The organism is Rufibacter tibetensis (assembly GCF_001310085.1).
In the GTDB taxonomy this organism is placed as follows: Bacteria; Bacteroidota; Bacteroidia; order Cytophagales; family Hymenobacteraceae; genus Nibribacter; species Nibribacter tibetensis.
In genome coordinates this window covers 1,312,284-1,338,013 of the sequence record NZ_CP012643.1, presented here as the reverse complement: position 1 = coordinate 1,338,013, position 25,730 = coordinate 1,312,284, and the positions used below count along the sequence as shown (strand labels likewise).

The 25,730-nt window shown below is 49.1% G+C and carries 20 protein-coding genes; 2 read left to right on the top strand and 18 right to left on the bottom strand.

Going from position 1 to position 25,730, the window contains the following annotated elements:
• Positions 1-11: 11 nt before the first annotated feature.
• Together DC20_RS05155 and DC20_RS05150 are read right to left on the bottom strand one after the other, a co-directional pair.
• The gene (locus DC20_RS05155) at positions 12-716 is read right to left on the bottom strand and encodes a YjjG family noncanonical pyrimidine nucleotidase (RefSeq protein WP_062542851.1); all 705 of its coding nucleotides are present in this window, start codon (positions 714-716) and stop codon (positions 12-14) included.
• 215 nt (positions 717-931) lie between these two features.
• Positions 932-1,318: an ArsR/SmtB family transcription factor gene (locus DC20_RS05150; protein WP_062542850.1), complete on the bottom strand. Its 387-nt coding sequence runs from the start codon at positions 1,316-1,318 to the stop codon at positions 932-934.
• An 82-nt stretch (positions 1,319-1,400) separates the two neighbouring features.
• Here DC20_RS05150 and DC20_RS05145 point away from each other — a divergent pair, with 82 nt between their 5' ends.
• Entirely contained in the window at positions 1,401-2,090 is a 690-nt protein-coding gene (locus DC20_RS05145; RefSeq protein WP_062542849.1) for a carboxypeptidase-like regulatory domain-containing protein, read from the top strand.
• A gap of 418 nt (positions 2,091-2,508) precedes the next feature.
• Here DC20_RS05145 and DC20_RS05140 read toward each other — a convergent pair whose 3' ends face one another.
• The 10 genes from DC20_RS05140 to DC20_RS05090 all read right to left on the bottom strand — a co-directional run bounded on the left by DC20_RS05140 (position 2,509) and on the right by DC20_RS05090 (position 13,892).
• Entirely contained in the window at positions 2,509-4,839 is a 2,331-nt protein-coding gene (locus DC20_RS05140; RefSeq protein ID WP_062542848.1) for a M1 family metallopeptidase, read from the bottom strand.
• A 78-nt stretch (positions 4,840-4,917) separates the two neighbouring features.
• Positions 4,918-5,544 (bottom strand): J domain-containing protein, encoded by a 627-nt coding sequence (locus DC20_RS05135; protein ID WP_062542847.1) that lies wholly within the window; start codon positions 5,542-5,544, stop codon positions 4,918-4,920.
• A gap of 48 nt (positions 5,545-5,592) precedes the next feature.
• Positions 5,593-6,195 carry a HupE/UreJ family protein gene (locus tag DC20_RS05130; RefSeq protein WP_062545810.1) on the bottom strand — a complete coding sequence of 201 codons (603 nt, stop codon included), beginning with the start codon at positions 6,193-6,195 and terminating at the stop codon, positions 5,593-5,595.
• Between the two features lie 657 nt (positions 6,196-6,852).
• Entirely contained in the window at positions 6,853-9,471 is a 2,619-nt protein-coding gene (clpB, locus tag DC20_RS05120; RefSeq protein WP_062542845.1) for an ATP-dependent chaperone ClpB, read from the bottom strand.
• Between the two features lie 182 nt (positions 9,472-9,653).
• Positions 9,654-10,202, bottom strand: coding sequence for a hypothetical protein (locus DC20_RS05115; protein ID WP_071885381.1), 549 nt, complete (start codon positions 10,200-10,202; stop codon positions 9,654-9,656).
• A 172-nt stretch (positions 10,203-10,374) separates the two neighbouring features.
• The gene (locus DC20_RS05110; RefSeq protein ID WP_062542843.1) at positions 10,375-11,169 is read right to left on the bottom strand and encodes a prohibitin family protein; all 795 of its coding nucleotides are present in this window, start codon (positions 11,167-11,169) and stop codon (positions 10,375-10,377) included.
• Positions 11,166-11,357 (bottom strand): hypothetical protein, encoded by a 192-nt coding sequence (locus DC20_RS05105; protein ID WP_062542842.1) that lies wholly within the window; start codon positions 11,355-11,357, stop codon positions 11,166-11,168. The genes DC20_RS05110 and DC20_RS05105 overlap by 4 nt, the downstream gene beginning before the upstream one ends.
• Positions 11,358-11,525: 168 nt before the next feature.
• Positions 11,526-12,311: an SDR family NAD(P)-dependent oxidoreductase gene (locus DC20_RS05100; protein WP_062542841.1), complete on the bottom strand. Its 786-nt coding sequence runs from the start codon at positions 12,309-12,311 to the stop codon at positions 11,526-11,528.
• Between the two features lie 52 nt (positions 12,312-12,363).
• Positions 12,364-13,044, bottom strand: coding sequence for a deoxyribonuclease V (gene nfi, locus DC20_RS05095; protein WP_062542840.1), 681 nt, complete (start codon positions 13,042-13,044; stop codon positions 12,364-12,366).
• Positions 13,045-13,175: 131 nt separating this feature from the next.
• Complete coding sequence (locus DC20_RS05090) at positions 13,176-13,892, bottom strand: hypothetical protein (RefSeq protein ID WP_062542839.1); 717 nt, start codon at positions 13,890-13,892, stop codon at positions 13,176-13,178.
• A gap of 300 nt (positions 13,893-14,192) precedes the next feature.
• Here DC20_RS05090 and DC20_RS05085 point away from each other — a divergent pair, with 300 nt between their 5' ends.
• Positions 14,193-16,418: an NADP-dependent isocitrate dehydrogenase gene (locus DC20_RS05085; RefSeq protein ID WP_062545809.1), complete on the top strand. Its 2,226-nt coding sequence runs from the start codon at positions 14,193-14,195 to the stop codon at positions 16,416-16,418.
• 162 nt (positions 16,419-16,580) lie between these two features.
• On the opposite strand, the gene DC20_RS05080 is transcribed toward DC20_RS05085, so the two are convergent.
• The 6 genes from DC20_RS05080 to DC20_RS05055 all read right to left on the bottom strand — a co-directional run bounded on the left by DC20_RS05080 (position 16,581) and on the right by DC20_RS05055 (position 25,083).
• Complete coding sequence (locus tag DC20_RS05080) at positions 16,581-17,387, bottom strand: cytochrome c oxidase assembly protein (RefSeq protein ID WP_062542838.1); 807 nt, start codon at positions 17,385-17,387, stop codon at positions 16,581-16,583.
• Positions 17,388-17,390: 3 nt separating this feature from the next.
• Positions 17,391-17,882 carry a DUF2243 domain-containing protein gene (locus tag DC20_RS05075; protein WP_062542837.1) on the bottom strand — a complete coding sequence of 164 codons (492 nt, stop codon included), beginning with the start codon at positions 17,880-17,882 and terminating at the stop codon, positions 17,391-17,393.
• A gap of 97 nt (positions 17,883-17,979) precedes the next feature.
• Entirely contained in the window at positions 17,980-19,203 is a 1,224-nt protein-coding gene (locus tag DC20_RS05070) for an outer membrane beta-barrel protein (RefSeq protein WP_157593055.1), read from the bottom strand.
• 175 nt (positions 19,204-19,378) lie between these two features.
• Entirely contained in the window at positions 19,379-20,446 is a 1,068-nt protein-coding gene (locus tag DC20_RS05065) for an SDR family oxidoreductase (protein WP_062542835.1), read from the bottom strand.
• Positions 20,447-20,527: 81 nt separating this feature from the next.
• A complete protein-coding gene (locus DC20_RS05060) occupies positions 20,528-21,724 on the bottom strand; it encodes an MFS transporter (protein ID WP_245652304.1) in 1,197 nt (398 codons plus the stop codon).
• A gap of 395 nt (positions 21,725-22,119) precedes the next feature.
• A complete protein-coding gene (locus tag DC20_RS05055; RefSeq protein WP_245652303.1) occupies positions 22,120-25,083 on the bottom strand; it encodes a M16 family metallopeptidase in 2,964 nt (987 codons plus the stop codon).
• Positions 25,084-25,730 lie beyond the last annotated feature (647 nt).

The following is a 25,730-nucleotide window of genomic DNA, read 5'->3' as shown; positions in this document are numbered from 1 at the left end:
CAAAAACAGGGTTATAAAAACGTTTTCAGTTCGCTCAGGCAATGCACCTCATAAGTAGGTTTCAGGCGAGGGCGTTTCTTTTCTGGGTTGAAAAAGACCTGGTCAATGCCCGCGTTCATGGCGCCTAGCACATCGGCCTCCAAGCTGTCACCAATCATAAGGCTTTCCTGGGCGGTGACCCCGGCACGTTGCAAGGCATGCTGAAAGATGCGTTTGTCAGGCTTAGTGCAATTGATGCATTCAGATGTGATAACCTCTGAGAAATAGGAGTCTAAGTTGGCAGACTTCAGCTTGATGTACTGCACGTCTTTAAACCCATTAGTAATAATGTGGAGAACATATTTCTCTTTCAGATAACCCAATACCTCATGAGTGAACGGGAAAACGGCTGTTTTGGTAGGGCAAATATCCGTGAACGCTTTACTGATGCCTGCAGGAACATCATTGGCAGACATACCCAGTCCTGTCAGGCATTTAACAAACCGATTTTCCCGGAGTTGCTGCTGCGTAATTTTGCCTTTATGGTAAAGATCCCACAACCGTTGGTTTACGAAACTGTATTTCTTGTAGAAAGAGTCTCGGGAGAAGCTACCTAGCTGAGCTAGGTTGAAATGATCGTATAAATGGTAGAGCGTCTCTTCGGAGTTCTTCTCAAAGTCCCACAGTGTGTGGTCCAAATCGAAAAACAGGTGACGGTACGTTTTAAGCTTTTTCATAATAAAGGTGTTTTCTGGAAATCAACAGAAAACGAAGGTTTAGTTAGAACCAATCTGGGTGCTTTTAGTTTCAGGCAGTCTCTTGAAAGAAAGCCGCGCTTATATATTTTGTAGGGCTTCCTTCAATGCACTGTGGTTAGCTACGGAAGATAGAGCTATATGAAGACGTTACTTACGTCTACTCAGGCAATTTGATTTGACAATATTTAGCATTGTTACAATCCTGTGAAGTGACGCTGCTGAAGTCGGTTGATAGCTAGTTCACGATTCGAGAACAGGGTTTGGTATACTTCCTGGTCTTTTTGCAGCAACTGGTCTTTTTCCAAATACCCAAACATCTGTTGCAGGAAATCCAGCATTTCATCTTTGATGTAGTAAAACGCCCATTGGTCCTGCTTTCGGAAAGTTACCAAGCCAGTGTTTTTAAGGTAAATCAGGTGACGTGAGGTTTTTGTTTGCGTAAAATCCAGTACCAGTTCCAAGTCAGCAATGCAGAGTTCTTTGTTGCGCATTAGAAGGTTAAGGACCCTTATTCTGGAGACATCACTCATGGCTTTGAATACTTGTTCCCCAAAACTGACGTTAAAATTTTTGAGCCTCATGGAGTATCTCGTCGTAAAAATTATTTAAAGCTCTACAGCACAAAGTACCATAAAAAGCCTATACTTGTAAACGAACTTACCCATGACTACGCTATATTTTAAGTATTCTCCTCCTAATTCACGCCACTGGGCTGTTTTAGGACGCCTGTTCTTTGCGCTTTTACTTGTGACAGGGATTAGTCTTTCTTCTGCACACGGACAGGGAGCCAAAAAAGTAATCCAATTAACCGGGGTTGTAACGGCTGGAGATAGCCTTTTAGGGATACCCGGAGCAAGCGTGTACATCCCCAAAGCCGGTAGGGGCACCAACACCAACGAGTATGGTTTTTTCTCAATTCCAGTACTGGCCGGAGATAGCGTAGTCTTCAGTTCATTGGGTTACGCAAAACAGTCGCTGGTAATTCCTGAGCGTTTTGAAAAAGACAGCTATTCTATCATTATAGAGATGTTGGAAGATCCTACCATGCTTCCTGAAATCCGGGTTTTCCCATATGCCACTTTCCGCGACTTCACCCAGGCAGTGTTGGCCATGAAGTCTCCAGTTGGCGACATTGACCGCGAGAATGCCATGAGTCAGCAGATTCTGGACCAGATGTTCCGGAATACACCCATGGATGCGAACTCTAACCACCGCACTTACATGAACCTGCAAAACCAGCAGCAACTACGCCGGGGCGGTTATAACCCAGGGGCTACCAACCCGCTTCTTGACCCAATCAAATGGTACCAGGTCATTAAAGCCATCAAGAACGGAGACTTCAAAAAAGAATAAAGTTAATAACTCACTTTACAAAAAGAGGCTTCCAGATTCTGGTAGCCTCTTTTTATATGTGCTCATTTATAATTTTAAGCTTAAGATCAGACCAGCTTTTCAAACCTCTGCTCTATAGATTTCTACTGAGTTTTGCTGAAAGAGCTCCTAAACAGAAGTTTCCTTCCAAGTTACTTAGCCTACCTTTTCATTTCTTCAATCAAGGTAAACAGTTCCTCAAACAGCTTGGATAAGCTTAATTAAACATCAGCCTTGGAGCAGGGTTATCTATAATTGTATGTTGCTCATCTTTTAAAAAGGTAGCAGTTCAACAGGTTTGCCAAAGGATGAAAAGAAAAGCCCTTCCTCTTATTCAAAGGAAGGGCTTTTCTGCAGCCATGGTTTAAGTTCTGATTTAGAAAACAGGCCTAAAACTAGCTTAGTTTCCGCCAGGACGAGTAGTGCCTTGGCGTTGCATCTGCTGTTGCAGTGGGTTAGGGGTGATGCCCCGCGGTTGTTCTTTGAACAGTTCAAAGCGGCTTGGCTGCGGACGTTGCGGATACGAGTTGTTGTTCATGTCAATGTCAGCGGTTTCCTGGAAAGGGTCCAGTACGAAGCTTGCCACCGGCTTCTCCGTTACAAACACCTTGGTGACTTCCTGGTCGTTGTACCGCCAGATCTCCGCGGGGATGCGAACGATTTGGTTTGTGCCGTCCTGGAAATTCATTTGCATCACCACTGGCATTACCAAGCCTCCGTTGTTCTTGATGCCCACTTCGTAGAAATTAAGGCCTTTCTCCAGCATGGCACGCTCTTCCGGAGCCAAAGCCTGCAGGTACTTCTGGTACTGTGCTTTGCTTTCCTCAGTCACTGCCAGCGGGTCATAGGTATTGTAGAAATCGTTCAGTTCAGGCTTTACATCTACCAAAGTTTTAGGGATGTCTTTTAGATTGCGTTGTTGCGACAAGCTCTTCGGGGCAGCATTGATTTCGGCCCGACGTTTGGTGTTTTCTACCTGAGGATTGCGGGTATCTACCGAGTACCATTTGACGCCGGTTAATTCCTGGTCAACGTGATCTGTGGTGTAAAACCAGCCTCTCCAGAACCAGTCCAGATCTGTACCTGAGGCATCTTCCATGGTGCGGAAGAAATCTGCTGGCATTGGGTGTTTGAAGGCCCAGCGACGAGCGTATTCTTTGAATGCATAATCAAACAGTTCACGGCCTAGTACCGTCTCGCGCAGAATGTTCAATGCCGTAGCTGGTTTACCGTATGCGTTGTTGCCTAATTGTGTGATAGACTCAGAGTTGGTCATGATAGGCTGCTGCAGGCTCTTGTCCATCTTCATGTATTCTACCATGTTTCTGGGCTCACCCCGTCTGGACGGGTAATCGCGTTGCCACTCCTGCTCAGACAGGAACTGCACAAATGAGTTCAAACCTTCGTCCATCCAGGTCCATTGGCGCTCATCTGAGTTGATGATCATCGGGAAGAAGTTGTGACCCACTTCGTGGATAATCACGGAGATCATGCCGTATTTGGTGCGCTCAGTATAAGAACCGTCCTTCTCCGGACGACCGCCGTTGAACGAAATCATCGGGTACTCCATTCCGCCCACGGCACCGTGCACAGAAATAGCTACCGGGTACGGATAGTCAATGGTGTACTTAGAGTATGTTCTGATGGTATGTGCCACTACCTCGGTAGAATACTGGCCCCACAATGGGTTGCCTTCTTTAGGGTAAAAGCTCATGGCCAGCGTGTTTTTGTCGGCGTAGTTCACGTTCATGGCATCCCAGATGAACTTGCGGGAAGAGGCCCACGCGAAGTCACGCACATCTTTGGCCACAAAGGTCCAGGTCTTTTTGCCTTTGGCTTTGTTTTTCTCGGCTCTTAACGCTTCCTCTGGTGTCACAATCAACACCGGCTTGTTGGCTTTTTTAGCTTGGGCCAAACGGTTGCGTTGGGTGCTGGTTAGCACGTCCATGTTCTGTAATTCGCCGGTAGAGGCCACCACATGGTCAGACGGAACGGTCAAGCTTACCTTGTAGTCTCCAAATGGCAAGGCGAACTCACCCGTGCCCAAGAACTGCTTGTGTTGCCAGCCATTTACATCGTCATAGACAGCCATGCGCGGGAACCACTGGGCCATCTGGTATTCATAATTGCCGTCTTCAGGGAAGAACTCGTAACCTCCACGGCCACCTTGCTTTTTCTGGTCGTTGATGTTGTTAGACCAGTCAATGCTGAACTTCACGCTTTGCTTTGGCTTCAAAGGTTGCGGCAAGTCAATGCGCATCATGGTAAAGTTGATGACATACGGCAGGGCTTTGCCATTCGCATCTTTCACCGATTTTATTTTATAACCACCCTCAAAAGTCTGCTCCGCCAATGCCTCGGCCACGCCAAACGTTGGCTTGTCTGGCACCCTGTTGGTTTGGGTAAGATTGGTCATGGAGTTCTTCTCAAAGATGTTCTGGTCTAACTGTACCCACAGGTAAGTTAAAACATCAGGAGAAAGGTTGGTATAGGTAATTGTCTCTGAACCGGTGAGCGATTGGTTGTCATCGTTCAATTCGGCTTTGATGTTGTAATCGGCGCGCTGCTGCCAGTAGGCGTGACCAGGGGCTCCAGAGGCGGAGCGGTACTCGTTGGGGGTGGGAAGTTCCTGGGCCAGTTGCCTGAACTTGGACTTGTCAATGTTTTCCTGCGCCAATACTGGTGCTGCCAAACTCAGGAGCAGGCCAGAGGCGAGTAAGAACTGTTTCATTAGGTAAGGTTGAAGGTGTTTGGTAGGTATAAAAAGCAAATTGGTTAATTCTGAGCAAACAAAAAAATGAGGCAGGACTTAGGTTGATGGTTCTGATAGGTCTTCCCCGAAATGCTTCCGGATGTCCTGCCGGAAATCACGCATCACTCTAATCATCTTGACCCCCATAGGAATCATGATAATGCCTAAGAATACAGGTTTGACCTCGCCCCGAAGCAGGAAAAGCCCCGGAGTAAGAATGAAGGCAACACCAGCTAGCATGCCCAATACCAGCACTACATAGCTGCTATAACGGGCCAGGGAGTACCACCACTTCTTCTTCATGGCCAGGGTGCGCTGTACGTAGGCGGCATGGTCTTTTTCTTTCTGCCTTCTTGCCCTTTCCCGTGCTACGGCCGCCCAGGCTACATACTCCTTGGGATCGGCGGGAGGGTCATAAACAAACTCATACCTTTCCCAATCGGTGGGGGGGTTAGCTGCGGGTGGGGGAGGCGCGGTAGAAGAGAAGGAAGGCATGGTAGCCAGTTCCTGAAACCGCTGCAGATACTCGTACGCCGACTGCACCTGTAAAAACATGACATGCGCTCCTGGGTCCTGGTTTCGGTCTGGGTGGTACTGCAGCACCAACTGTCGGTAGGCATGCCTGATCTGGGGCATTTCAGCACCAAAAGGGACCCCTAACACACGATACGACTCAGCCAACATGGATTCCTGTTACTAGATGGCGGCGGAACAGCGTTCTTCGCCTGTTTTTCAAAAAATAGCCGATAAATCCTGCGCCAGAATCAACATAAGGGCAATGGCTCCGGCCGCGCTGCTTACCCCCAAAACCCAATCCCTCTTCTTCACAGATAAACCTCTGACCAAAAGAAAGTTGATTACCAGCACCAAAAAGACGATCAGTAACTGCCCTAATTCAATGCCCAGATTAAACGCCAATAACTCCAGCACAATGTTCTGGCCTTTTCCCAGCAGCGATTTCAGGTAGTTAGAAAACCCCATGCCATGGATCAGCCCGAAAGCAACGGCAAACAGGTTGTTCCAAGACCATAGATAGTTGCCCTTCCGCTTGGTGGTGTTCAATTGGGTGAAATTGTACACGCATGTGAGCAGAATGGTAACCGGAATGAGTAATTCTATGAGGCTGGTATTAAACTTTATCACATCTAACGTAGACAGCGCCAGCGTGATAGAGTGCCCAATGGTAAAACTGGTCACCAACGCTAAAATCCGCCGCCACTCGCTGCCAGAGTACACCGCACACATGGCCAAAACAAACACCATGTGGTCATATGCCTCTAGATTGAAGATGTGATGAAAGCCTACTTGAAGATACGTAAAAAAGACTGAAGACACAGAAACGGGTATTACTGAAAATGAAATAGCTGACAATTTTGTAAAAACCTGTCACTTTCACAAGGAGGCCCGGCTGGAGGAAGGCTTAGAGTTGAGCCTATATGGGGTATGATCTCTTTTGGTGTGTTTTCTGAAAAGCAGGTCAAAAATGAAAGAAACCTATCTGCAGAAGCTACTTTGGAGAGGATGCTGAAAGGCGAAAATCTGGTGACCTCCATCGCTGGCGCGAGCGTCCCGCTCGTGTCCGCACGCATTGCTGTATACTCCTACTTATTTGTCATCCTGAAAGGATCTTGGGAGCGAACAGAAATATCACATGCTCTCCTGTCTTTCTAGTTCGCCCACAAGGTCTTTCCAAGATGACAAATTGGGGAGGGACTGTTGCTATGGCGCGGAAGTTACTTCCGCGCCATAGAGGTACTCTCATGAGCTTAATCAAAAGAGATTCGGAATGCGTGCGGACACGAGCGGGACGCTCGCGCCAGCGATGGAAGGCGGCATGGTTAAATCTGCAGAGATTGATGGTATTGACTATTGATTCTTGGCTTCTTTTTTCTGAAAAAGGCCCTGAAACAAAGCAGCTAGTTCAATTAGAAAGGCATAAAAAAAGGCGCCGGAGAAGAACTCCGGCGCCTACACTTCAATTTTAAAAAGCGCTTATCTTCCTACCGGCAGATCAATGTCGATGTTCACGAACTTGATCTCACCGTCATGCAGTACTGCTTCTACTACCGCGTCTTTCCGGATGTCACCAGACAAGATGGCTTTGGAAAGCTCGTTCAGGATGCGGCGTTGCAGCACACGCTTCAACGGACGGGCACCGAACTGCGGATCGTAGCCTTCGTGACCCAGGAAGTCCAGCACCTCGTCGGTGGCTTCCAGACGGATGCCGGTGTCTTCCAGGCGTTCCTGGATGTGACGGAACTGGATGTCCACAATCTTCCGAATCTCTCTTGAGCTCAACGGACGGAACATGATCAGCTCATCAATCCGGTTCAGGAACTCAGGTCGAAGCGTTTTCTTCAACACCTCAAACACCTCGTCACGGGTCCGGTCAATGGTGGGCTCTGGGTTCAGCTCGTCCAGATCCTGGAAGTTTTCCTGGATGATGTGCGCGCCAATGTTAGACGTCATGATGATGATGGTGTTCTTGAAGTTCGCCACGCGACCTTTGTTATCAGTCAAACGGCCATCATCCAGCACTTGCAACAAGATGTTGAACACATCTGGGTGTGCTTTCTCAATCTCGTCCAGCAAAATCACTGAGTACGGCTTCCGGCGAACGGCTTCGGTCAGCTGACCACCTTCATCGTAACCCACATATCCTGGAGGTGCTCCCACCAGACGGCTCACGGCATGACGCTCCTGGTACTCACTCATGTCAATGCGTACCATGGCGTTCTCGTCGTTGAACAGGAAGTCGGCCAAGGCTTTGGCGAGCTCGGTTTTACCCACCCCGGTTGTACCCAGGAAGATAAACGAACCGATAGGGCGTTTAGGGTCTTGCAGACCAGCCCGGCTGCGGCGCACGGCATCAGAAATAGCGGCAATGGCTTCTTCCTGACCAGCTACACGGCGGCCCAGTTCTTCTTCCAAGTGTAACAGTTTCTCGCGGTCGCTTTGCAGCATCTTGTTTACCGGTACACCCGTCCACTTGGCTACCACTTCCGCGATGTCTTCAGAGGTTACTTCCTCCTGCAACATGTGGTCACCGTCTTGCTGCTCCTGTACTTGTTGTTGTAGTTCTTTCAGCTTGGCTTCAGCTTCCTGGATTTTACCGTAACGCAGCTCCGCTACTCTACCGTAATCACCGGCACGCTCGGCTTGCTCGGCTTCCAGACGATACTGCTCAATAGCTTCTTTCTGTTTCTGGATGCCTTCAATCACCTGTTTTTCGCTCTGCCACTTGGCGCGTAAGGCGTCACGGGTTTCGCTCAGGTCAGCGATCTCCTTGGAAAGCAGGTTCTCTTTTTCTTTGTCGTTCTCGCGGCGGATGGCTTCGCGCTCAATCTCCAATTGCATGATTTTACGCTGTACCTCGTCCAGTTCCACCGGTAAAGAGTCAATCTCAATACGCAGTTTAGAAGCAGCCTCGTCAATCAAGTCAATGGCTTTATCAGGCAAGAAACGGTCAGAGATGTAGCGGCTGGACAACTCCACGGAAGCAATGATCGCATCGTCTTTGATGCGCACGCCATGGTGCAGCTCGTATTTCTCTTTAATACCGCGCAGGATGGAAATGGCATCTGGGATGCTCGGCTCATCTACCGTTACCGCTTGGAAACGACGCTCCATGGCCTTGTCTTTCTCAAAGTACTTCTGGTATTCTTTGAGCGTAGTGGCACCGATAGCGTGCAGCTCTCCACGGGCCAGGGCTGGTTTCAAGAGGTTAGCGGCATCCATGGCGCTGTCGCCACCGGCCCCGGCGCCAATCAACGTGTGGATTTCGTCTATGAAGAGCACGATGTCACCTTCAGAATCCACCACTTCTTTGATCACCGCTTTCAACCGCTCCTCAAACTCCCCTTTGTATTTGGCACCCGCTACCAGCAGACCCATGTCCAAGCTCATGATGGTTTTGGACTTCAGGTTCTCCGGCACGTCACCAGACACAATGCGTTGGGCCAAGCCTTCCACGATGGCGGTTTTACCCACGCCCGGCTCACCCAGCAGAATCGGGTTGTTTTTGGTACGACGGCTCAGAATCTGCAGCACACGGCGAATCTCTTCGTCACGGCCAATCACAGGGTCGATTTTACCCAAGCGGGCTTGCTCATTCAGGTCAATGGCGTAGCGCTTGAGGGAGTTGTATTTCGCCTCGGCGTTCTGGTCGGTTACTTTAGAGTCACCGCGCAATTCTTTGATGGCCGCTTTCAAGCCTTTTTCGGTGATGCCGCTGTCCTTCATCAGCGTCGCTACTTTCTCACGACCAGACAGCAAGCCCAGCAACAAGTGTTCAATGGCTATGTACTCATCCCCGAACTCTTTCAGGTAAGAATTGGCTTTCTGTAAGGCAGCAGCGGCTTCATTCGCCAGATACGGACTGCCTCCGCTCACTTTAGGATAGGCGTTCACAATCTCGTCCAGGCGAGTGTTGAATTGGTTTACGTTCACCCCTAGCTTCTTCAGGTAGAAACCGGTCACGTTCTCGTCCGTCTGCAGAATACCCTTCAGCAAATGCCCCGTCTCGATGGCCTGCTGCTGGTTGCCGCCGGCAATCTCGGTTGCCTTCTGCACGGCCTCCTGCGATTTGATGGTATAATTGTTAAAGTTCATAGCTCTATATCGTCGTTGAGTAGTTTCTAAGTTTGATACGACGTTAGTAGCAAATGAGGTACCGAAGCGGTTTTAGAAGGATTTTCGGAAAAAGTGGCAGAAACAAAAATGTTTCTAGTTAACATAATCAGACAAAACGTCTTAAAGGAGGATGCCTATATGAACGTAGTGGCACAAGTTAACTAGCTTAGCCTTTGCAGCATATAGTATAGCATGCCATACACCTCTCGTAATTCGGCTATGTCCAGGATTGCCTCGTCTTTGCTGAAGGTAAGCACTGTTTCGGGACCGGTGTCATCTGTCTCTTCATGAAGCTTTAACTCGCAATCTTTGTGCTTGAGGAGGATGGCGTGAATGGTAGGATCTGCAAAAAGGGTTTTTAGCGTTTCTGGCTGATTGGTTTTGATGATGAACGCGGCATCAATATCGGGGTAGCCCAGTTCAATGTCTTCCATCCCGAAGAATTTTCCTACCTCATCAATGAAACCTTGTTCATGCAGCGCGAACTGAACAGAGGTAGGTTGTAACACAGGAGCCATAAACGTGGTGGAGGAGAAGCCACTCTCAAACCCGCCGCCCAGGTCTATGTCAATGTCAAAGTAAATAGGTTGTCCGGCTTGGGTTAGCTGCGCAGAATAGGATAGAAGTTCTTTCTGGTTAGCCATGTCATAGGCCACCTGTTGCCAAAGTTCTTCTTCGGTGTCGGCGGAAAAGGTTTTCATTGTTTCCATAGTGTTTTAAATCTGAGAGACCCAACGCGAAAGCCCCGGCCTTACGCTAAAGGACGTAAGACCGGGGCTTTTGGTTAAGACCCTGCCTGAAGAGGAGGGTAGGAAAAACTGAGCTTTATAAGTTATTTCCAGAAAATGGGTTGAAACGCTCCAGAGACTCGGTAGGGAAGGGTTACTCCATGTTCTTGAAGAATACCGGCGAGTTGCCGTACAGCGGGGTAGAGCCGTTCCACTTCTCTATGAACTGCTGCTGGATCAGAAGGGGTGTTAGGGTTAGCTGGCGCAATTTGTTCGCCTCAGCCTCGGCCTGGGCTTCCACAATTTTCTTGCGGGCTTGAGCTTCGGCTACCTTCAACTCATTCTCTACCTGCATGGCTTGCTGTACCGCGCGGTTCTTGAGGTTCACGGCGCGTACAATTTCCTCGGGGTAAGAAAGACCGCTGGTCATCTGCTCCAGTTTGAAACCGTCTTTCTGCAGGGCACCATCCAGGGTGTTCTGGACTTCGGTCTCAAACTGCTGGCGCTTGGAGATGATCTCCTCGGTGCTGTACTGGTTTAACCGTATCCGGAAGGCATCTTTCACATAGTTGAGCAGCGTGGTTTGAGTGATCTCCTGAATGGTTTTGCGGTACTTTTTGAAAATCATAGGAGAAGCGCCGGATTTTACATAGAAGGAGATGGTAGGGTCTACCGTGAACACCGATCCGTCTTTGGCATTGACCGTGAACGCGTCATAGTCATAGGTTTGAATGAACGTGGGGAACTCGTAGACCTCTTCGGTAAATGGGTTAAACCAGACACGGCCGGTGACCAAAGACACATCCTGCACGCCTTTGCCGGTGCCGTACAGTTTTACCAGAACACCTTCATGGCCGGCATCTACGCGGGTGCAGGACTGGGTGAGCGTCACGGTTAACAATACAAACAGGAGGGCACTCACAATACCTGTTATGACTCTTCGGTTCATTGGTTTTTAATTTTAGATAAGAGAAAACGGATGAGGAAATAATTAACGACGGCCAGCGCCACAAAGAAACAAACTCCTAAGGCCACCGAGGTGTCTGAGGGGGCTCGCAGTAGCTGGGCAATGTGGGTGAACAGTAAGATGTCTGTGATCACCACCCCCAGCAATAAAAGTAAGTAGATAAGATTCATGGCTGCTCTGGTCCTGTCGGTTGGGGCGGGTTCCGCGATGGTTGCTGAGGTGGTGGTATCGTATATGCAATATATGCCATACTATTGATTTTCAAAGGAGCAATAAATAAAAAGCTCAGCTAACCAGGTCAGCTGAGCTTTCAATAAAGAGAATAGGAGAAACAAAGGTTATTTTACCTCTTTCATCTGAGTTTTGATGATGGCAGCCAGCATAGAGTCTGGGAAAAGATTGCTGGACAGGAAATTCAGTTTGGCACCCAGGGTAGGCAGCACCCGTTTGTCGCCGTTCAGTAAGCCTTTGTAGCCGGCCTCGGCCACCTGCTCTGGGTCTGCAATGTCGCTCTGCGCAATTTTGGTGTTCTCGGCGCCCGCCACGTTGAAAAAGTTGGTGTCGGTGGCTGGTGGGCAGAGGATAGTGATGGTCACGTTGCTGTCTTCAATTTCATTCTGCAGCGCTTCTGAAAAGGAGAGGACAAAGGCTTTGGTGGCAGCGTACACGGCCTGCAAGGGGTTGGGCATAAAAGACACCACTGAGCCTAACTGCATGATTTTACCAGAATCCCGCGCAACCATCTCTTTCAGAAATAGCTTGGTGAGATGCACCAGGGCCAGCACGTTCAGGTGAATCATGCCCAGTTCCTTTTGGAGATCAGTTTCTACAAACAGGCCATATTCGCCAAAGCCCGCATCGTTTACCAGCACGTCTACCGTGTAGCCGCGCCGTTTGGTTTCTTCATACAACTGCACCGGGCCGTCATGGGTGCTCAGGTCACAGGGAATAATGTCCACTTCTGAGCCAAACTCAATCTGCAGCTTTCTAGCCGATTCATCTAAATCAGCCGCCGTACGGGAGACTAAGAGGAGTTTGTAGCCGTCCCGGGCGAAGCAGCGGGCCAATTCAAAGCCAATGCCGCTGGAGGCACCGGTAATAAGGACAGTTTGGTTTGTTTGCATCTGACGTTCAGTAAGGTGGATGTCTTATTTAAACCGGCTAGCTCCTTGAAAGTTACTGTTGCGCCTCTTTCTTGTAAACTTCAGCGTAATGGTCAGCTAAACGGGTGGGCTCTGGTAATTTGTGCTTGAGGGCTGTCTGCAACACCAGCGAAGTGGCGGTTTCCATATCCATCAAATGCCCCGGCGACACGAACACTGGTTTCACTTTGTCTTTGGTCCGGATTACGTTCCCGATGTGCTCCCCGCGGTGGGTGAGGGGTGTCAGGCTGCCTTTTTCTGAAGCCGGTTCCTCGTGCTTCCCCGTGAGGACTTTCTTGGCCACACCCATGGTGGGTTTGTTCAGCAGCACGCCCAACTGACTCGCAATACCCAGCCGGCGCGGGTGCGCGATGCCGTGCCCGTCTACCATGATCAGGTCAGGTTCGTGTTGTAGCTTCTGATACGCGTTAACCAGATTAGGCGATTCGCGGAAAGCCAGAAAACCCGGGATGTACGGCAACTCCACAGGCCCATAATGCCACACGCTTTCCACCAGCTTCAGCTCAGGGAATGAAAGCACCACAAACACCGACAGGATATTCTCCCCAATGAACGAAGAGTCACAGCCGGCCAGCAGTTTCAGGTCAAAGTCTGGTTTCTGGAGCACCACCTGTTGCCGCAAGATTTCCTGCTGCTCTGTAAGTTGCTTTACCAGTTGCGGATCGGGTGGGGGAAGCTGTTGGTGCCAAGCCATGTTAGGTAGTTTTGAGTCGTGAATTCTGAGTCTTTGCCGCTTTAAGGTTGTTTTATGGAAAACAGGTCTAAAGCGGAAGGTTTGTGTTGTACGTACGGTGGTCTTTAAGTCAGAGATACTGCAGGCTTTTCTCAGGCACTGCACGGAACGGAAAGGTCTACAAACAACACCCGCCACTGCCCATTGATCTGCCCGAAGTGAAACCTGAAGCCGCTGCTGGTGTGCAAGACCGTTTTGATAACCAGTTGCTGTGTTTGGGCGGCTTTTAGTTCGGCATCGGCGGGTAAGCTGGCGTATTTGTAGGCCTCGCTTTTCCGGAACGTACTGGCCTCTGCCACAAAGCAGCCCTGCCGGTTGAAGTTGTTATCTCCGCCTTCACAGGTGAGGGTAGGGAGCGTTTTTACTTCTTCCAGGTCACAGGTTTTGATTTCTTCACTTATAGAGAAAAATGGCTGCTGACTCGCATCGGCTCGCCGAAAAGTGGTAATGTTAATGAGGTACGTAAAATGAGGCACCGCGCCGGGCGTTTGAATGATGTGCAATCCATGGGCTGGGTCTATCAAGCTGTTGAACGCCTCGGCATCCTGGTCTTGTATGCTTTGGGTAAATTTTCTGAAAAACACCTCAAAATCTGCTTGGTTGCCCTGAGTGGTTTGGGGTGATTTCCGGACTACCTCTTCCTGTAAGGCGTTCAGGGTATCTTTGGTTAGTACATCGGTTTGTTGGCGTTGTTCTTCCTTCGTGGCAACATTGCTCTCCTTTTCTTCTGAAACAGTAGTGGGGGAGTCAGGCTGGCAGCTTGCCAGAAAGAGGAATAGTAAGCCTAATGCATTTCTTAGCGTCTTCATAGGCTGTATACGCGTGGAGGGCTCTTAGTGCGTGTTCTCATGTAGCCGGCAAGAATGGATATTTGCAGCATATTCTTAAAACTGGTGCTAATCCTTACTCAGCCTTAATCAAGATGCGTGAAAGTACGTAGGGTAAATGGCAGCGCACTAACTTCTCAAATGGTTCGCCTATTTTTAGCCTATATTAAAAAGACGCTTATATTTGCTAGGATAACCTGCTGTTAGCTGCCAGGGCACAGGTCAGAAGCAATTCAGAAGAAGATGGGCCTCTGGCAGTTTTATTTAAACCAAAAGAACAACATGACAAAAACCGCGAAAATCATTTATACCATTACAGATGAAGCTCCGGCCCTGGCCACGCAGTCTTTCCTGCCTATTGTGAAAGCTTTCACCAAAGCGGCAGACATTGAAGTAGAAACCAGAGACATCTCCCTGGCTGGCCGTATTCTTTCCACGTTCCCTGACCACCTGAATGAAAACCAGGTTCAGAACGATGATCTGGCCTACTTGGGCGAGTTAGCCAAAACCCCTGAGGCCAACATCATCAAATTGCCAAACATCAGTGCCTCTATTCCGCAGTTGACCTCGGCTATCAAAGAATTGCAGGCCCAAGGCTATAACATCCCAGATTACCCAGCCGATGCGAAAACCGACGCTGAAAAAGAAATCAAAGCCCGTTACGGCAAAGTATTAGGTAGCGCGGTAAACCCGGTGCTGAGAGAAGGAAACTCTGACCGTCGGGTAGCTGATGCGGTGAAACAATACGCCAGAAAGAACCCGCACTCTATGGGTGCTTGGAGCGCTGATTCCACCTCGCACGTGGCGCACATGACAGACGGAGACTTCTACGGCAGCGAGCAGTCTGTAGTAGTAGACCAAGCCAGTGACGTAAGAATTGAGTTTGTGGCCGCTGACGGAACTACAACCGTCTTGAAAGATAAACTGGCTTTGAAAGCCGGTGAAGTGATTGATGCTTCGCGCATGAGTAGAAAAGCTTTGCGTGCGTTCTATGAGAAAGAGATCGCGGATGCCAAAGCATCTGGTGCGCTTCTTTCTCTGCACTTAAAGGCCACCATGATGAAGGTGTCTGACCCTATTATGTTCGGCCACGCGGTGACGGTGTTCTTCAAAGACGTTTTCACGAAACACGCTGATTTGTTCAAGCAAATCGGGGTGAATCCTGACAACGGGTTGGGCGATGTGTACAGCAAAATCCAGTCATTACCAGAAGAGCAGAGAGCAGCCGTAGAAGCTGACTTGCAGGCCGCTTACCAGAACGGACCAGCTATTGCCATGGTGGACTCTGACAAAGGCATCACCAACCTGCACTTCCCTAACGACGTGATCATTGACGCGTCTATGCCAGCGGCCATCCGTTCTTCGGGCAAAATGTGGGGACCAGATGGTAAGCTGCACGACACCAAATACATGATTCCAGACCGCAACTACGCGGGCATCTACCAAGAGGTAATCGACTTCTGTAAGCAGAACGGCGCTTTTGACCCTAAAACCATGGGCACCGTGCCTAACATCGGGTTGATGGCGCAGAAAGCCGAAGAGTACGGTTCACACGACAAGACTTTCCAGATCACTACTACCGGAACCGTTCGTGTAGTGGATGCATCGGGCAATGCCCTAATGGAGCATCAGGTAGAGGAAGGCGATATCTGGAGAATGTGCCAGACCAAAGACCTTCCTATCCAAGACTGGGTGAAATTAGCCGTGACCAGAGCCCGCATCACCGGTGCTCCGGCCGTATTCTGGTTAGATCCACAAAGAGCCCATGACGCCAACCTGATCCAAAAGGTAGAGCGTTACCTGCAAGACCACGACACCAACGGGCTTGACATCAGAATCATGTCTCCGGTAGAAGCCATGCGCTTCTCTTGCGAGCGCGCTGTTGCTGGTCAGGACACCATCTCTGTAACGGGTAACGTACTTCGTGACTACCTAACTGACTTGTTCCCAATCATTGAGTTAGGTACCAGCGCAAAAATGCTCTCTATCGTTCCGCTTCTGGACGGCGGTGGATTGTTTGAGACCGGTGCCGGTGGATCTGCCCCTAAGCACGTGCAGCAGTTCATGGAAGAAAACTACCTGCGTTGGGACTCATTGGGTGAGTTCTTAGCCTTGGCTGTTTCTCTGGAAGATTTGGCCTATAAGACCAAAAACGAGAAGGCACAAGTTTTGGCTGAGACCTTGAACCAGGCCAACGCTGAGTTTCTGGAGAAAGACAAGTCGCCTTCCCGTAAAGTAGGGGGCATTGACAACCGTGGTAGCCACTTCTATTTGGCGCTTTACTGGGCCCAAGCCTTGGCGGAGCAAAACAAGAACGAGGAACTGAAAGCCAGATTCTCTTCTTTGGCCCAAGCTTTGACTGAGAACGAGACCCAGATTGTACAGGAGCAAATTGCTGCCCAAGGCAAGCCTGTTGAATTAGGCGGGTACTTCCACCCAGACTTCGACAAAGCGGCTGAAGCTATGCGTCCAAGCGCTACCTTGAACTCATTCATTGATCAGTTCTAAGGAGGTTTAAACTTATCCTGAAAAGGCTGCCTGGGAGAAATCCTGGGCAGCCTTTTTATTTTACCCTCCGCTTCTGCAGCAGGATTAAGGCTAGTTTATGGGTGACGTTCAATGGGGTGCTTAGGCCTAAATGGAAGCGTACTAAGCTGCATTTACATAGACCTAAGAAACTGTAGGAGTTAAATTATACCTGGAGCATTTACGCTGGCGGTACCAGATAGTAAAGAGGGCAATGATCAGCAGCAGTTCAGAAAGATCGCCCCAATAATACATCAACTTAGTTGCTTCTCTGATTTGCTCTGCACTGTGGGGAGAGTTTAGCGGATAAATGTAGGCGTACATGAACTTACTTAAGAAAGCGTGTGCAGCAATGCTGATAAAAAGCACGGAAACCCGTAGTAGAAAACTTGGGTGTTTTGGAACAGGATCAGGGCCTATCATGGACCAGGTAAAAAGATAGCCTGCCAGAAGGAAATGCACATGCATCAGGTAATGCAGATACGGTTTTCCGAGGCTTTCTATATACAATGGTGTTAGATAGAGTAGGTACATGCCTCCAATATTCAACACAAAAGCAGTAATGGGGTGGCTTATTGAATAGAAGAACTCGCTTCTTAGGATTGAAGTAATCCACCTTGCGGCTTTTACCGGTAAAGCTTTTAAAGCTAAAGTAATGGGGGCGCCTAACACCAGAAACAACGGGGCAAACATGCCTATGAGCAGGTGCTGTACCATGTGTCCTCGCAAGTCCTGATGAGCCCATTGCATAAGGGTAGGTAGCACAGCTATGCCCAACAAGCCCATGCCCGTCAGAAAGCTGATGGTACTCCAGTTGTTCCAACGTGCCTTCCCCGATTTAACGGAGGCCGTGCCACACAGGTAAACTCCAGTAACTACTATCAGCACCAGCAATGGGATCCATTGCCCAAAGGAGCCGCCGTGAAGTTCGTGATGGGAGTGGTGTTGCATGGTCTACCTGCCTGATGTTCCTAGATGCCCTGTACCTTCTTTTCTTTCCAGGTTTTTGGCCCGGTTTAGCAGAAGTAAGCCCAAAAAGAGCAGAATCAAAGCGGCAAGGTTCCAGGCGATGTCATAAGGAAGGGTATTGTCCACGTACCTGATTTGGTGGAGCCGCAGCACTTTGTGGTCAATTAAACCATCAAACAACTGGAACCCACCTAAGCCTAAGAAAAAGCCAGCCCATGCTCTTGGTTTAACTATAGAATGACTTCGCCTTAAGTCCAGCAGCATAAAGAAACCCGCTACAATGGCAATTAACTCGGCTGAATGAAGAATGCCGTCAGTAAGTAAACCTATCTTTGGAGTAGAGCGGTCATAGAAATGGTGCCAGGCCAATACCTGGTGAAAGATAATCTCATCAACGGCCGCCATCACACCTACGCCAATCAAGGCGGCGGCATACATGGATTGCTTTGGGTTCGCTTTTTCTGTGTCTTGGTGCATGGAGTAGAGAGAGAATAAGCACTCTTTCTCTTACTCCCTGAAAAGTATAAAGTTTAGGGAGGGCTTTCTACAAGCCTGAGCCACGGGCTGTCAATTATTAAAAATGATATCCAAATAGCACCCGAATTGCGGTTTTATGCGAAGCAGTCAATCCGCTTCTGGTAAAGCCGCTGCCAACTTCTCCTCTTGCCTCCAGGCTGGTTTTCTTGTAAGAAACTCCGGCACCAACAAGGGCACCTAGTTCATGTTTGTCTATAATACCCACCGGAACCCGCTCATAATACTCTTCCTTTTCTGAGAAGTCATAGGTCACGTGTACGCTTTGGAATTCCTTCACATGTAAGATAAGGTTGTTGGCAACTCCAATACTTACAAAAGGCTTAAGCGTGGGAAAACTCATGTTGTACCGAATCATACTACCAAGTCCGAAGCTGGAGATGGAAAACTCTGTGTTGTACGCTCTGTGCTCATAGGCAAAATCTATGGTTTGGTAGTAGTTGCCTTGGGCGGTATAAGACTTCCAGAGTAACTCATTGTAAAAAGACCATCTTTGCCTGTTTCTGGGCAAAATCATATTAACCGATATTCCAGCATTAAAGCTTACAGGGCTTTTGAACTTTGTCCTGGCCAAGTCTACCCGTTCAGCAGAGGTGAAAGAAAGGTTGGTGAAAGAAGCACCAGCCAGCACCCCAAAATCAAACCTGGCCTTCTCTTCTGTACTTACATAGCCATTGTTGTTTCTGCAGGTGTTATATTGTTTAAAAGCCGCCCGCATATCTGATACACTGTACTTAATATCTAGCAGTTTTTCTGTAAGGGCAGAGCAATCTGCGAAATAGGTTTTTAGCTGCCCACGGTACTTGCTGTCTGTGATGAGCAAACGCTTGCCGGTTACCGGGTCAAATTGTAAGGAGTACGTTAAGCCTAGTTCAACAAGGTTTTCTGCGTTAGTTTGATAATAGAAATGTTCTCGCTCTCCATTGTAGAGGTAAAACAGGTTGGCGGCTCCCTTCACTAGAACCTTCAGGAAAACAGTGTCCGTGGTAGTTGTGGGAGCACCATTCACGGATAAGCGTTCTACGTTATTGGTTGAGTTGTCAATGGAAACGATCTTGCCTTCAAATACATCGCCGGTAGATAAGCCAAAGCTTTTGATCTGGGCAGGTTTGAAGGTGTCTGTGTCTCCGTTTTCTGTTATTCTGTATTGAACCTGTTTGGGGTTCTTTTTCCAATTTTGGTCATTAATCAGACAGCTGATGGTGTCATTCTTGACCGTGACAAAGTAACCGCTCACAAAATTCTTTTGAGCGAAAGAATGCAAGGGGAAATAAAATAAGAAAGTGAATAGAAGCAGGAGTAAGGTTTTTCTCATGTAAACGAAGTAGGCGCAGGCAGATAGTTTAGGGTATAATCCTGAAAAATAGACCAAAAATAAGAAAGGAGCAACCAACGGCTGCTCCTTTCTTATTTCCAGATTCAGGCACTAAGTAAAGGTTTTACGGTATCAACCGGTCTTGGCGCAATTGCTCAAATAAGTCAAAGAAAGACTCATCAGTTTTTTGATAAACATGGAAACCAAGTTTGCGGCTTTTAGTCATATCGGTCATGACTTCAATGGGCCGGCCTAAGTCAAGATCGGTGTGCCAGGCAGAGGCCAGACGGTTTAGATCAGGTTCTGCCAGGTTGAATTTCTCCGCTATCTCGCGCCAGAGAGGACCGTCGTTCGCGATCTCGGCTTCTAAGGGGTGAATGGTGCCGTCAAAGCCAACCGGCTCAACCCCGAACCATTCTGCCAACTGCTTCCAGAGTTTGTTCCACCGGAAGTACTCTCCGTTTACTACGTTGAATGCTTCATTGCGGGCGGCTTCCGTGGTGGTGGCCCACACCAGGTGCTTGGCTAACACTCTTGCATCCGTCACGTCAGAAAGGCCGTTCCACTGGGCTTCAGAACCTGGCCACTGGAATTGGCGGCCGGTTTCTTTGCAGATGGTGGCATACACCGCCAGGGTAGTTCCCAAGTTCATCAGATTGCCTACTGCTTTGCCAATGACGGTATGCGGACGGTGGATGCTCCAGGTGAATCCGTCCCGCTCAGCAGCGGCATATACTTCATCTTCCTGCGCGTAATAGAAGTTCTCGATATTAAGCCGTGGGTGTTCTTCCCGCAAAGGCGTCTCAGGCAGGAACCCGTCTTTGGCATAGGCTTCAAAGGGTCCTAAGTAATGTTTCAGGCCCGTAACAAGGGCAACGTGCTGTACTGATTTCTTCGGAGACAAGGCATCCAGCAGATTGCGGACCATCAGGCTGTTCACCCGTATGTTCTCGGCCTCGGTTTCCTGGCGCATCCAGCTGGTAAAGAAGACGTGCGTAGGAGCAATGTTCTCCAAGGCGGTCTGCAAACTTTCGGGGCTAAGTAAATCGGCGGCAACAGGCTGCAAGTTCTCTACATTCCTGTTCGGGTTGCGGGCCAATCCGTAGGTGGTCCATCCTTGGGAAATCAATTCTTGCGCCAGGTTACTCCCGATGATTCCGCTGGAACCAACCACTAAGGCTATAGTATTCATTGGTAAGTTTCTGCGTTAAATGTAATTGATGGAAGGTTATTACACCTTGCAATTGTCTTTTTATAGGCAACGAAAGGAAAGCTATGCTACTGCCAGGTTTCTTGCTTTTTGTTTATACGAGACAACCAAGAGCAGGCAGAAAACGACCCCGGTAAAAGCCAGAGCTGCGCCAACATACTCCGGAGACGTGTAGCCAAACCCAGCGGCAATAGGCAAGCCTCCCAGGAAAGCACCTAAGGCGTTGCCCATGTTAGAGGTAGCCTGCAGAAGGGAAGAAGCCAGCATCTCAGCACCTTTTGCCTGTTGCACAATCAGCATCTGCATAGGCGCAATCATCCCGAAACCGATGGCCCCGGTCATAAACGTCATTAAAATGGCGGTAGGTTTAAACTGGATTAGAACTACGGTGAGGATCAGGGCCGCTACCATGCTTAGAAGCAAGCAAGTAATGGTGGTAAGGGGTGAGTAACGGTCGGCGAGGCGCCCTCCAATGAAATTGCCCACTACCATGCCTAAACCAGCCACTATCATAATGATGGTCATGGAATTGCTGCTGAAGCCTCCTACTTCGGTCATTAACGGAGCTATATAACTGATCCAGGCAAAAAAACCGCCGGTACCAATGGTGGAAATCCCGATGATGAACCACAGTTCTTTGTGTTTGAAGATGTTAAGGCTTTTCAGGAAACTGGTCTCAGAGTCTGATTTCACAGACGGCATCCATACCTTAACCGCCAATGCCGCCACCAAAGCAACTACCGCAATGAGCACAAAGGAATAACGCCAGCTGTAATTATGCCCGATGTAGGTGCCTAGCGGGACTCCAATAATGTTGGCTACGGTTAACCCGGCAAACATCACCGAAACGGCCCGTGCCTCGCGCCCAGGCTCGGCTAATTTACTTGCCACTACGGCCCCAATGCCAAAGAACGCTCCGTGCGGCAGACCTGCCAGAAGCCTGGTAGCCAGTAGTAAAGGGTAATTGCCCGCCACCGCGAACAAACCATTAAAGACGCACACCATCAGCATTAAGCCAATCAAGACTTTTCTGGGAGGCTGCTTTGAGGTGAGGCCCACCATTAAAGGGGCGCCAATCACTACCCCCAGAGCGTAGATAGAGATAAGGTGACCGGCTTCGGGTATGGATATATTAAGTGAGGTAGACAAATCGGGTAGAATTCCCATCATCAGGAATTCGGTCATCCCAATGCTGAACCCACCCAACAACAGAGAGATTAAACTGAGTTTGATGAGCGGGGCACCGTTGGTACTTTTCATGTAAGCGTTTTATTTAATTATAAAATGAGAAAGGATGTCTATTGCTAGCCTGCTTAAATAGAGTTAATTAAGATCTCTCAGGCAGTAAAAGGGGCAATGTTACCTTTCGCGGCTCAAAGGTAGGGAAACATAGTGTTGACAAAAGCCATTTAATTGGTATGGTGCACTATACCATCCCTCGTAATGAAACCCCTGCAGCTTTTGAATTTCAAGACGAAGTAGGTGTAACGAACTCAGAGATTTGATGTTTCTCTAAATAAGGCAATAAGGTGTAAATACCGGTGGGGAGAGCATACTCCTCAGTAGCTTTTGTCTTGTTTTTAACAAAAGTGCCTAAAAACAGGAAAGGAGCAACCAACGGCTGCTCCTTTCAACATTAAACTGATAATCTCTGGTTAGTACCCAAACAGTTCTTTCAAGGTCAACTGCTTCACGGTGCCGTATTTGGCTAATTCTTTGAAATTGAGTCGGTTTTTAGACCCGATGACTAGAATGGTTTGGTTCTGACCCTTCACAAATTGCTGTTGAAAGGCTTTGATCTGGTCTAAGGTTAAAGCATCCAGACTTTCGTAAATGTCACGGCGGATGTCGTGGTCAATACCAAGTTTGCGGGCCTGTTCATAGTTCATCAGGATGCCTACTTTGTTAATGCGCTCCGTAGCGATGCTGTTGCGTACCGAGGCTTTGGCGTTGTTGAAGTTCGTTTCCGCCACTGGTAGTTCATTCAGCAGTTCCTGCATGCCGGCCATCGCCTCGGGCAGTTTGTCAGATTGCGTTCCAATGTAGGACATGATGTAGTTGGCTCTGTCTTTCCGGCTGGCGTTGGCAAACCGTGAGCTGGCCGAGTACGCCAAAGCACGTGACTCACGGAGTTCTTGGAACACAATAGCGCCCATGCCGCCGTCAAAGTACTCATTGTACAGCCTGATGGTGGGCACCAGTTTGGGGTCATAATTCAGAGACTTGGTCAAAAACAGCAACTCGGCCTGCACCATGTCATAGTTGGTCCAGAACACTTTGCGGTCTTTAATGTCCAATTCCTTGAAGTCATTCTCCGCAGGAACCGGTTTTAAAGTGGCAGGTACGTTGTGGCCAGTGTTCAGGGTAGCTGTGATCGCCTGCAACTCACGCGGACCGTAATACAGTACGCGATGCTGGTAGGTAGGAATGCTCTTGATGCGGGAAACCAGCTCCTCTGGTTTTACTTTCTTCAGTTCCTGCTCGCTAAGAATGTGGGTGAACGGGTTTTTAGGACCGTACTTGGCATAGTTCACCATGGCCACGCTATGGATGATGTTCTTGTTCAGCTTGGCGTCTTTGCGGTCTTTCAGGATACCGGCTACCATGTCCTGCAGCGCTTTTGGGTCTGCTTTCGGGTTCTTGAGAAGGCTCTCAAACAATTGCAGTCCTTGCTCCAGGTTCTCGTCTAGTCCCGTTAGGGAAACATACACCTGGTCCTGACCAGAGGAAACCCCAAACGAACAGCCGATCTTGAAGAACTCTTTCTGCAGCTCTTCGGCGGTGTATTTGTCGGTGCCTAGGTATTGAAGATAATCCACGGCCAGGCCTAGCTTCAGGTCTGTATTGGTGCCCATGTCCAGAATGTAGAACAGGTTGAACAGGCCGTTTTCCTGGTTTTTGGTGTAGTACACCGGAACGTTGCCTTTCAGGGCTCCCTGCTGGATGTCTTTCTGGTAATCCACAAACTGCGGTTGCAGGTCAGTTACCGTGCGGCTGGCCACTTGCTTGTAGAACTCAGACTGCGCCTCGCGGTTGGCGGGCACTGGCGTTATGGTAGGTTTCTCTACTTTCTGAGCGGTTGGGTCCTGACCGGTACGCTTGTAGATAATGGCGTAGTTGTTTCCATAGTACCGGTTGGCCACATCCATCACGTCTTGTTTCGTGATTTTGTCAAAAGCTTCTTCTTGCTGCAGGTGCTCAGCCCAATCCTGACGCGCAATGAATGCATCCACGAACGCAGTGGCTCGGGCGGCATTGCTCTCATACGCCTGCATCTTGCTGATCTTGTTTTTGTTCACAATTGCCGGAATCAACCAATCTTCAAACTGGCCTTTCTTTACCAGCTCGATCTGCTGCAGTAACAGGTTTTTCACCTGATCCAGGGTTTGTCCCTGGCGTGGGTTCCCAGTCAGGAAATGGGCAGAATAATCATTGTAGATCTCGGCAAAGGAAGCCGCGCCCAAGGCTGCCTGTTTCTGGTTGATGTTCAGGTCAATCAAACCCGCCTGGCCGTTGGTCAGAATCTGGTTAATCATACGAAGCACCAATGCGTCTTTTGATTTGATGCCCGGGAAGCGGTACGCCATCAACACCATCTCGGCCTCTGGCCCCAGAATCTCTTTCACAATGGGGGCCGTAATCGGCTTCTCCTGCGGTGCCTGGTACTGTGGCTCGGCTTTCTTCTGCCATCTCCCGAAATGCTCATTGATGGTTTTAATTGTCTGGTCAAAATCAAGGTCACCGCTCATGGCAATGGCCATGTTGTTGGGCACGTAGTAGGTATCAAAATACTTCTTGATCTCCGTGATAGACGGGTTCTTTAAGTGCTCAACGGTCCCGATGGTGGTTTGAGCACCGTACTGGTGCGTGGGGAATAAGGCGGCAAACGCTGCCTCAAACGCTTTGTTGTTGTCTGAGTCCAGCGAGCGGTTTTTCTCTTCGTATACCGCCTCTAGCTCCGTATGGAACAACCTCGGAATCATCACACCTAACCGCTCGGCCTCCAGCATGGTCCATTTGTCCAACTGATTGCTAGGGATATCGCCGTAATAGATGGTCTGTTCCACCCAGGTGCTGGCGTTGGAGTTTTTCATGCCCATGGCCGCTACCAGTTTGTCATACTCATTAGGTACCGCGTACTTGGCAGCTACTCCTGAGATAGAGTCAATCTGGTGGTAAGTTTTCTTGCGGAGCGCCGGATCTTTCTGGGTGCGGTACAGTTCATACAGCGCCTCTATCTTGGCCAGCTCCTCTTTTTCTTTTTCCCAGTCAATGGTGCCTAAGCGGGTAGAGCCTTTGAAGGCCATGTGCTCCAGGTAGTGGGCCAAGCCGGTGGCATCGGCGGGGTCGTTCTTGCTGCCTGCCCGCACCGCAATGTAAGTCTGAATACGGGGCGCATTCTCGTACTTGGTCAGGTAAACCGTAAGGCCGTTGTCCAGTTTGTAGATGCGCGCCTTCAGCGGATCATTGGGAACGGTGGTGTAGGTAAATTCTTCTTTGGCTTCTGCGGTAGTGGCGGGTGCCGTTGATGCAGAAGAAGTTTGGGTTGGCGTGCTGGTTTTGCATTGAGTAAACAGCAATGCCCCCATCATATAGAAGGATAGAAATCGTTTCTTCACAATGTTATGAGAGTTAATTCAGGGACTTATCAAATATAGAAAAACCTATAGGTTTTTGCCTCATTAGGTGAAACGCTTTTCAGTGGAGGGATAGGGTAGGAGGGGAGATCTTCTGCTTTTTGGTTGTTTTTGGAAACAAGGCTTGAAATGCGTTTGGGTGTTGTAGTGCATGCAGTTTGCTGTTGTTGGCGTAGTGGATGGTTGATGCGTAGGCTCATGGGCTTTGTTGTTTCATCTTTGGCGGTAAGCGCTCACGGCCGCGGGGCCCCGCCTTCCGCCCTCGCGCTGTGAGTTCCGCTGCCTTCGGCTAAAGCCTCGGCTGCCGTGCTCTGCCCGTCACCGCAGACCTCTAGGCGCTCAGACGAAAGGCTGGAAAAGGATATGCGTGGGCTTTACTCTCGGAAAGTATAGTTCAAAGTTGCCCTCTCAAAAACATTGTTTAGAAACCCATCCATAAAACATGGTTTAAGTCTGTGACTTGGACCTACCATGACCTGCAGTTTGCAACTGCAGTGAGGCGATAGCCTCAAAAGCGATGGCTGAACTACTCTAGTTGGTACTCCCCCTTTGAAGGGGGCGAAGGGGGATGTTTACAACTGCAGATCCACACATTGCTGTTCTGCCTCTCTACGCAAAACCGCCTGCTC

Bases quoted from the DNA above. Each gene is read 5' to 3' on its own strand.
- nfi (WP_062542840.1), bottom strand. From the start codon at position 13,044: ATGGCTTGGCACCAACAGCTTCCCCCACCCGATCCGCAACTGGTAAAG.
- DC20_RS05100 (WP_062542841.1), bottom strand. From the start codon at position 12,311: ATGCAAACAAACCAAACTGTCCTTATTACCGGTGCCTCCAGCGGCATT.
- DC20_RS05135 (WP_062542847.1), bottom strand. From the start codon at position 5,544: ATGTTGGCTGAGTCGTATCGTGTGTTAGGGGTCCCTTTTGGTGCTGAA.
- DC20_RS05105 (WP_062542842.1), bottom strand. From the start codon at position 11,357: ATGAATCTTATCTACTTACTTTTATTGCTGGGGGTGGTGATCACAGAC.
- DC20_RS05155 (WP_062542851.1), bottom strand. From the start codon at position 716: ATGAAAAAGCTTAAAACGTACCGTCACCTGTTTTTCGATTTGGACCAC.
- DC20_RS05085 (WP_062545809.1), top strand. From the start codon at position 14,193: ATGACAAAAACCGCGAAAATCATTTATACCATTACAGATGAAGCTCCG.
- DC20_RS05115 (WP_071885381.1), bottom strand. From the start codon at position 10,202: ATGGAAACAATGAAAACCTTTTCCGCCGACACCGAAGAAGAACTTTGG.
- DC20_RS05090 (WP_062542839.1), bottom strand. From the start codon at position 13,892: ATGAAGACGCTAAGAAATGCATTAGGCTTACTATTCCTCTTTCTGGCA.
- DC20_RS05145 (WP_062542849.1), top strand. From the start codon at position 1,401: ATGACTACGCTATATTTTAAGTATTCTCCTCCTAATTCACGCCACTGG.
- clpB (WP_062542845.1), bottom strand. From the start codon at position 9,471: ATGAACTTTAACAATTATACCATCAAATCGCAGGAGGCCGTGCAGAAG.
- DC20_RS05075 (WP_062542837.1), bottom strand. From the start codon at position 17,882: ATGCACCAAGACACAGAAAAAGCGAACCCAAAGCAATCCATGTATGCC.
- DC20_RS05060 (WP_245652304.1), bottom strand. From the start codon at position 21,724: ATGAAAAGTACCAACGGTGCCCCGCTCATCAAACTCAGTTTAATCTCT.
- DC20_RS05080 (WP_062542838.1), bottom strand. From the start codon at position 17,387: ATGCAACACCACTCCCATCACGAACTTCACGGCGGCTCCTTTGGGCAA.
- DC20_RS05140 (WP_062542848.1), bottom strand. From the start codon at position 4,839: ATGAAACAGTTCTTACTCGCCTCTGGCCTGCTCCTGAGTTTGGCAGCA.
- DC20_RS05150 (WP_062542850.1), bottom strand. From the start codon at position 1,318: ATGAGGCTCAAAAATTTTAACGTCAGTTTTGGGGAACAAGTATTCAAA.
- DC20_RS05110 (WP_062542843.1), bottom strand. From the start codon at position 11,169: ATGAACCGAAGAGTCATAACAGGTATTGTGAGTGCCCTCCTGTTTGTA.
- DC20_RS05065 (WP_062542835.1), bottom strand. From the start codon at position 20,446: ATGAATACTATAGCCTTAGTGGTTGGTTCCAGCGGAATCATCGGGAGT.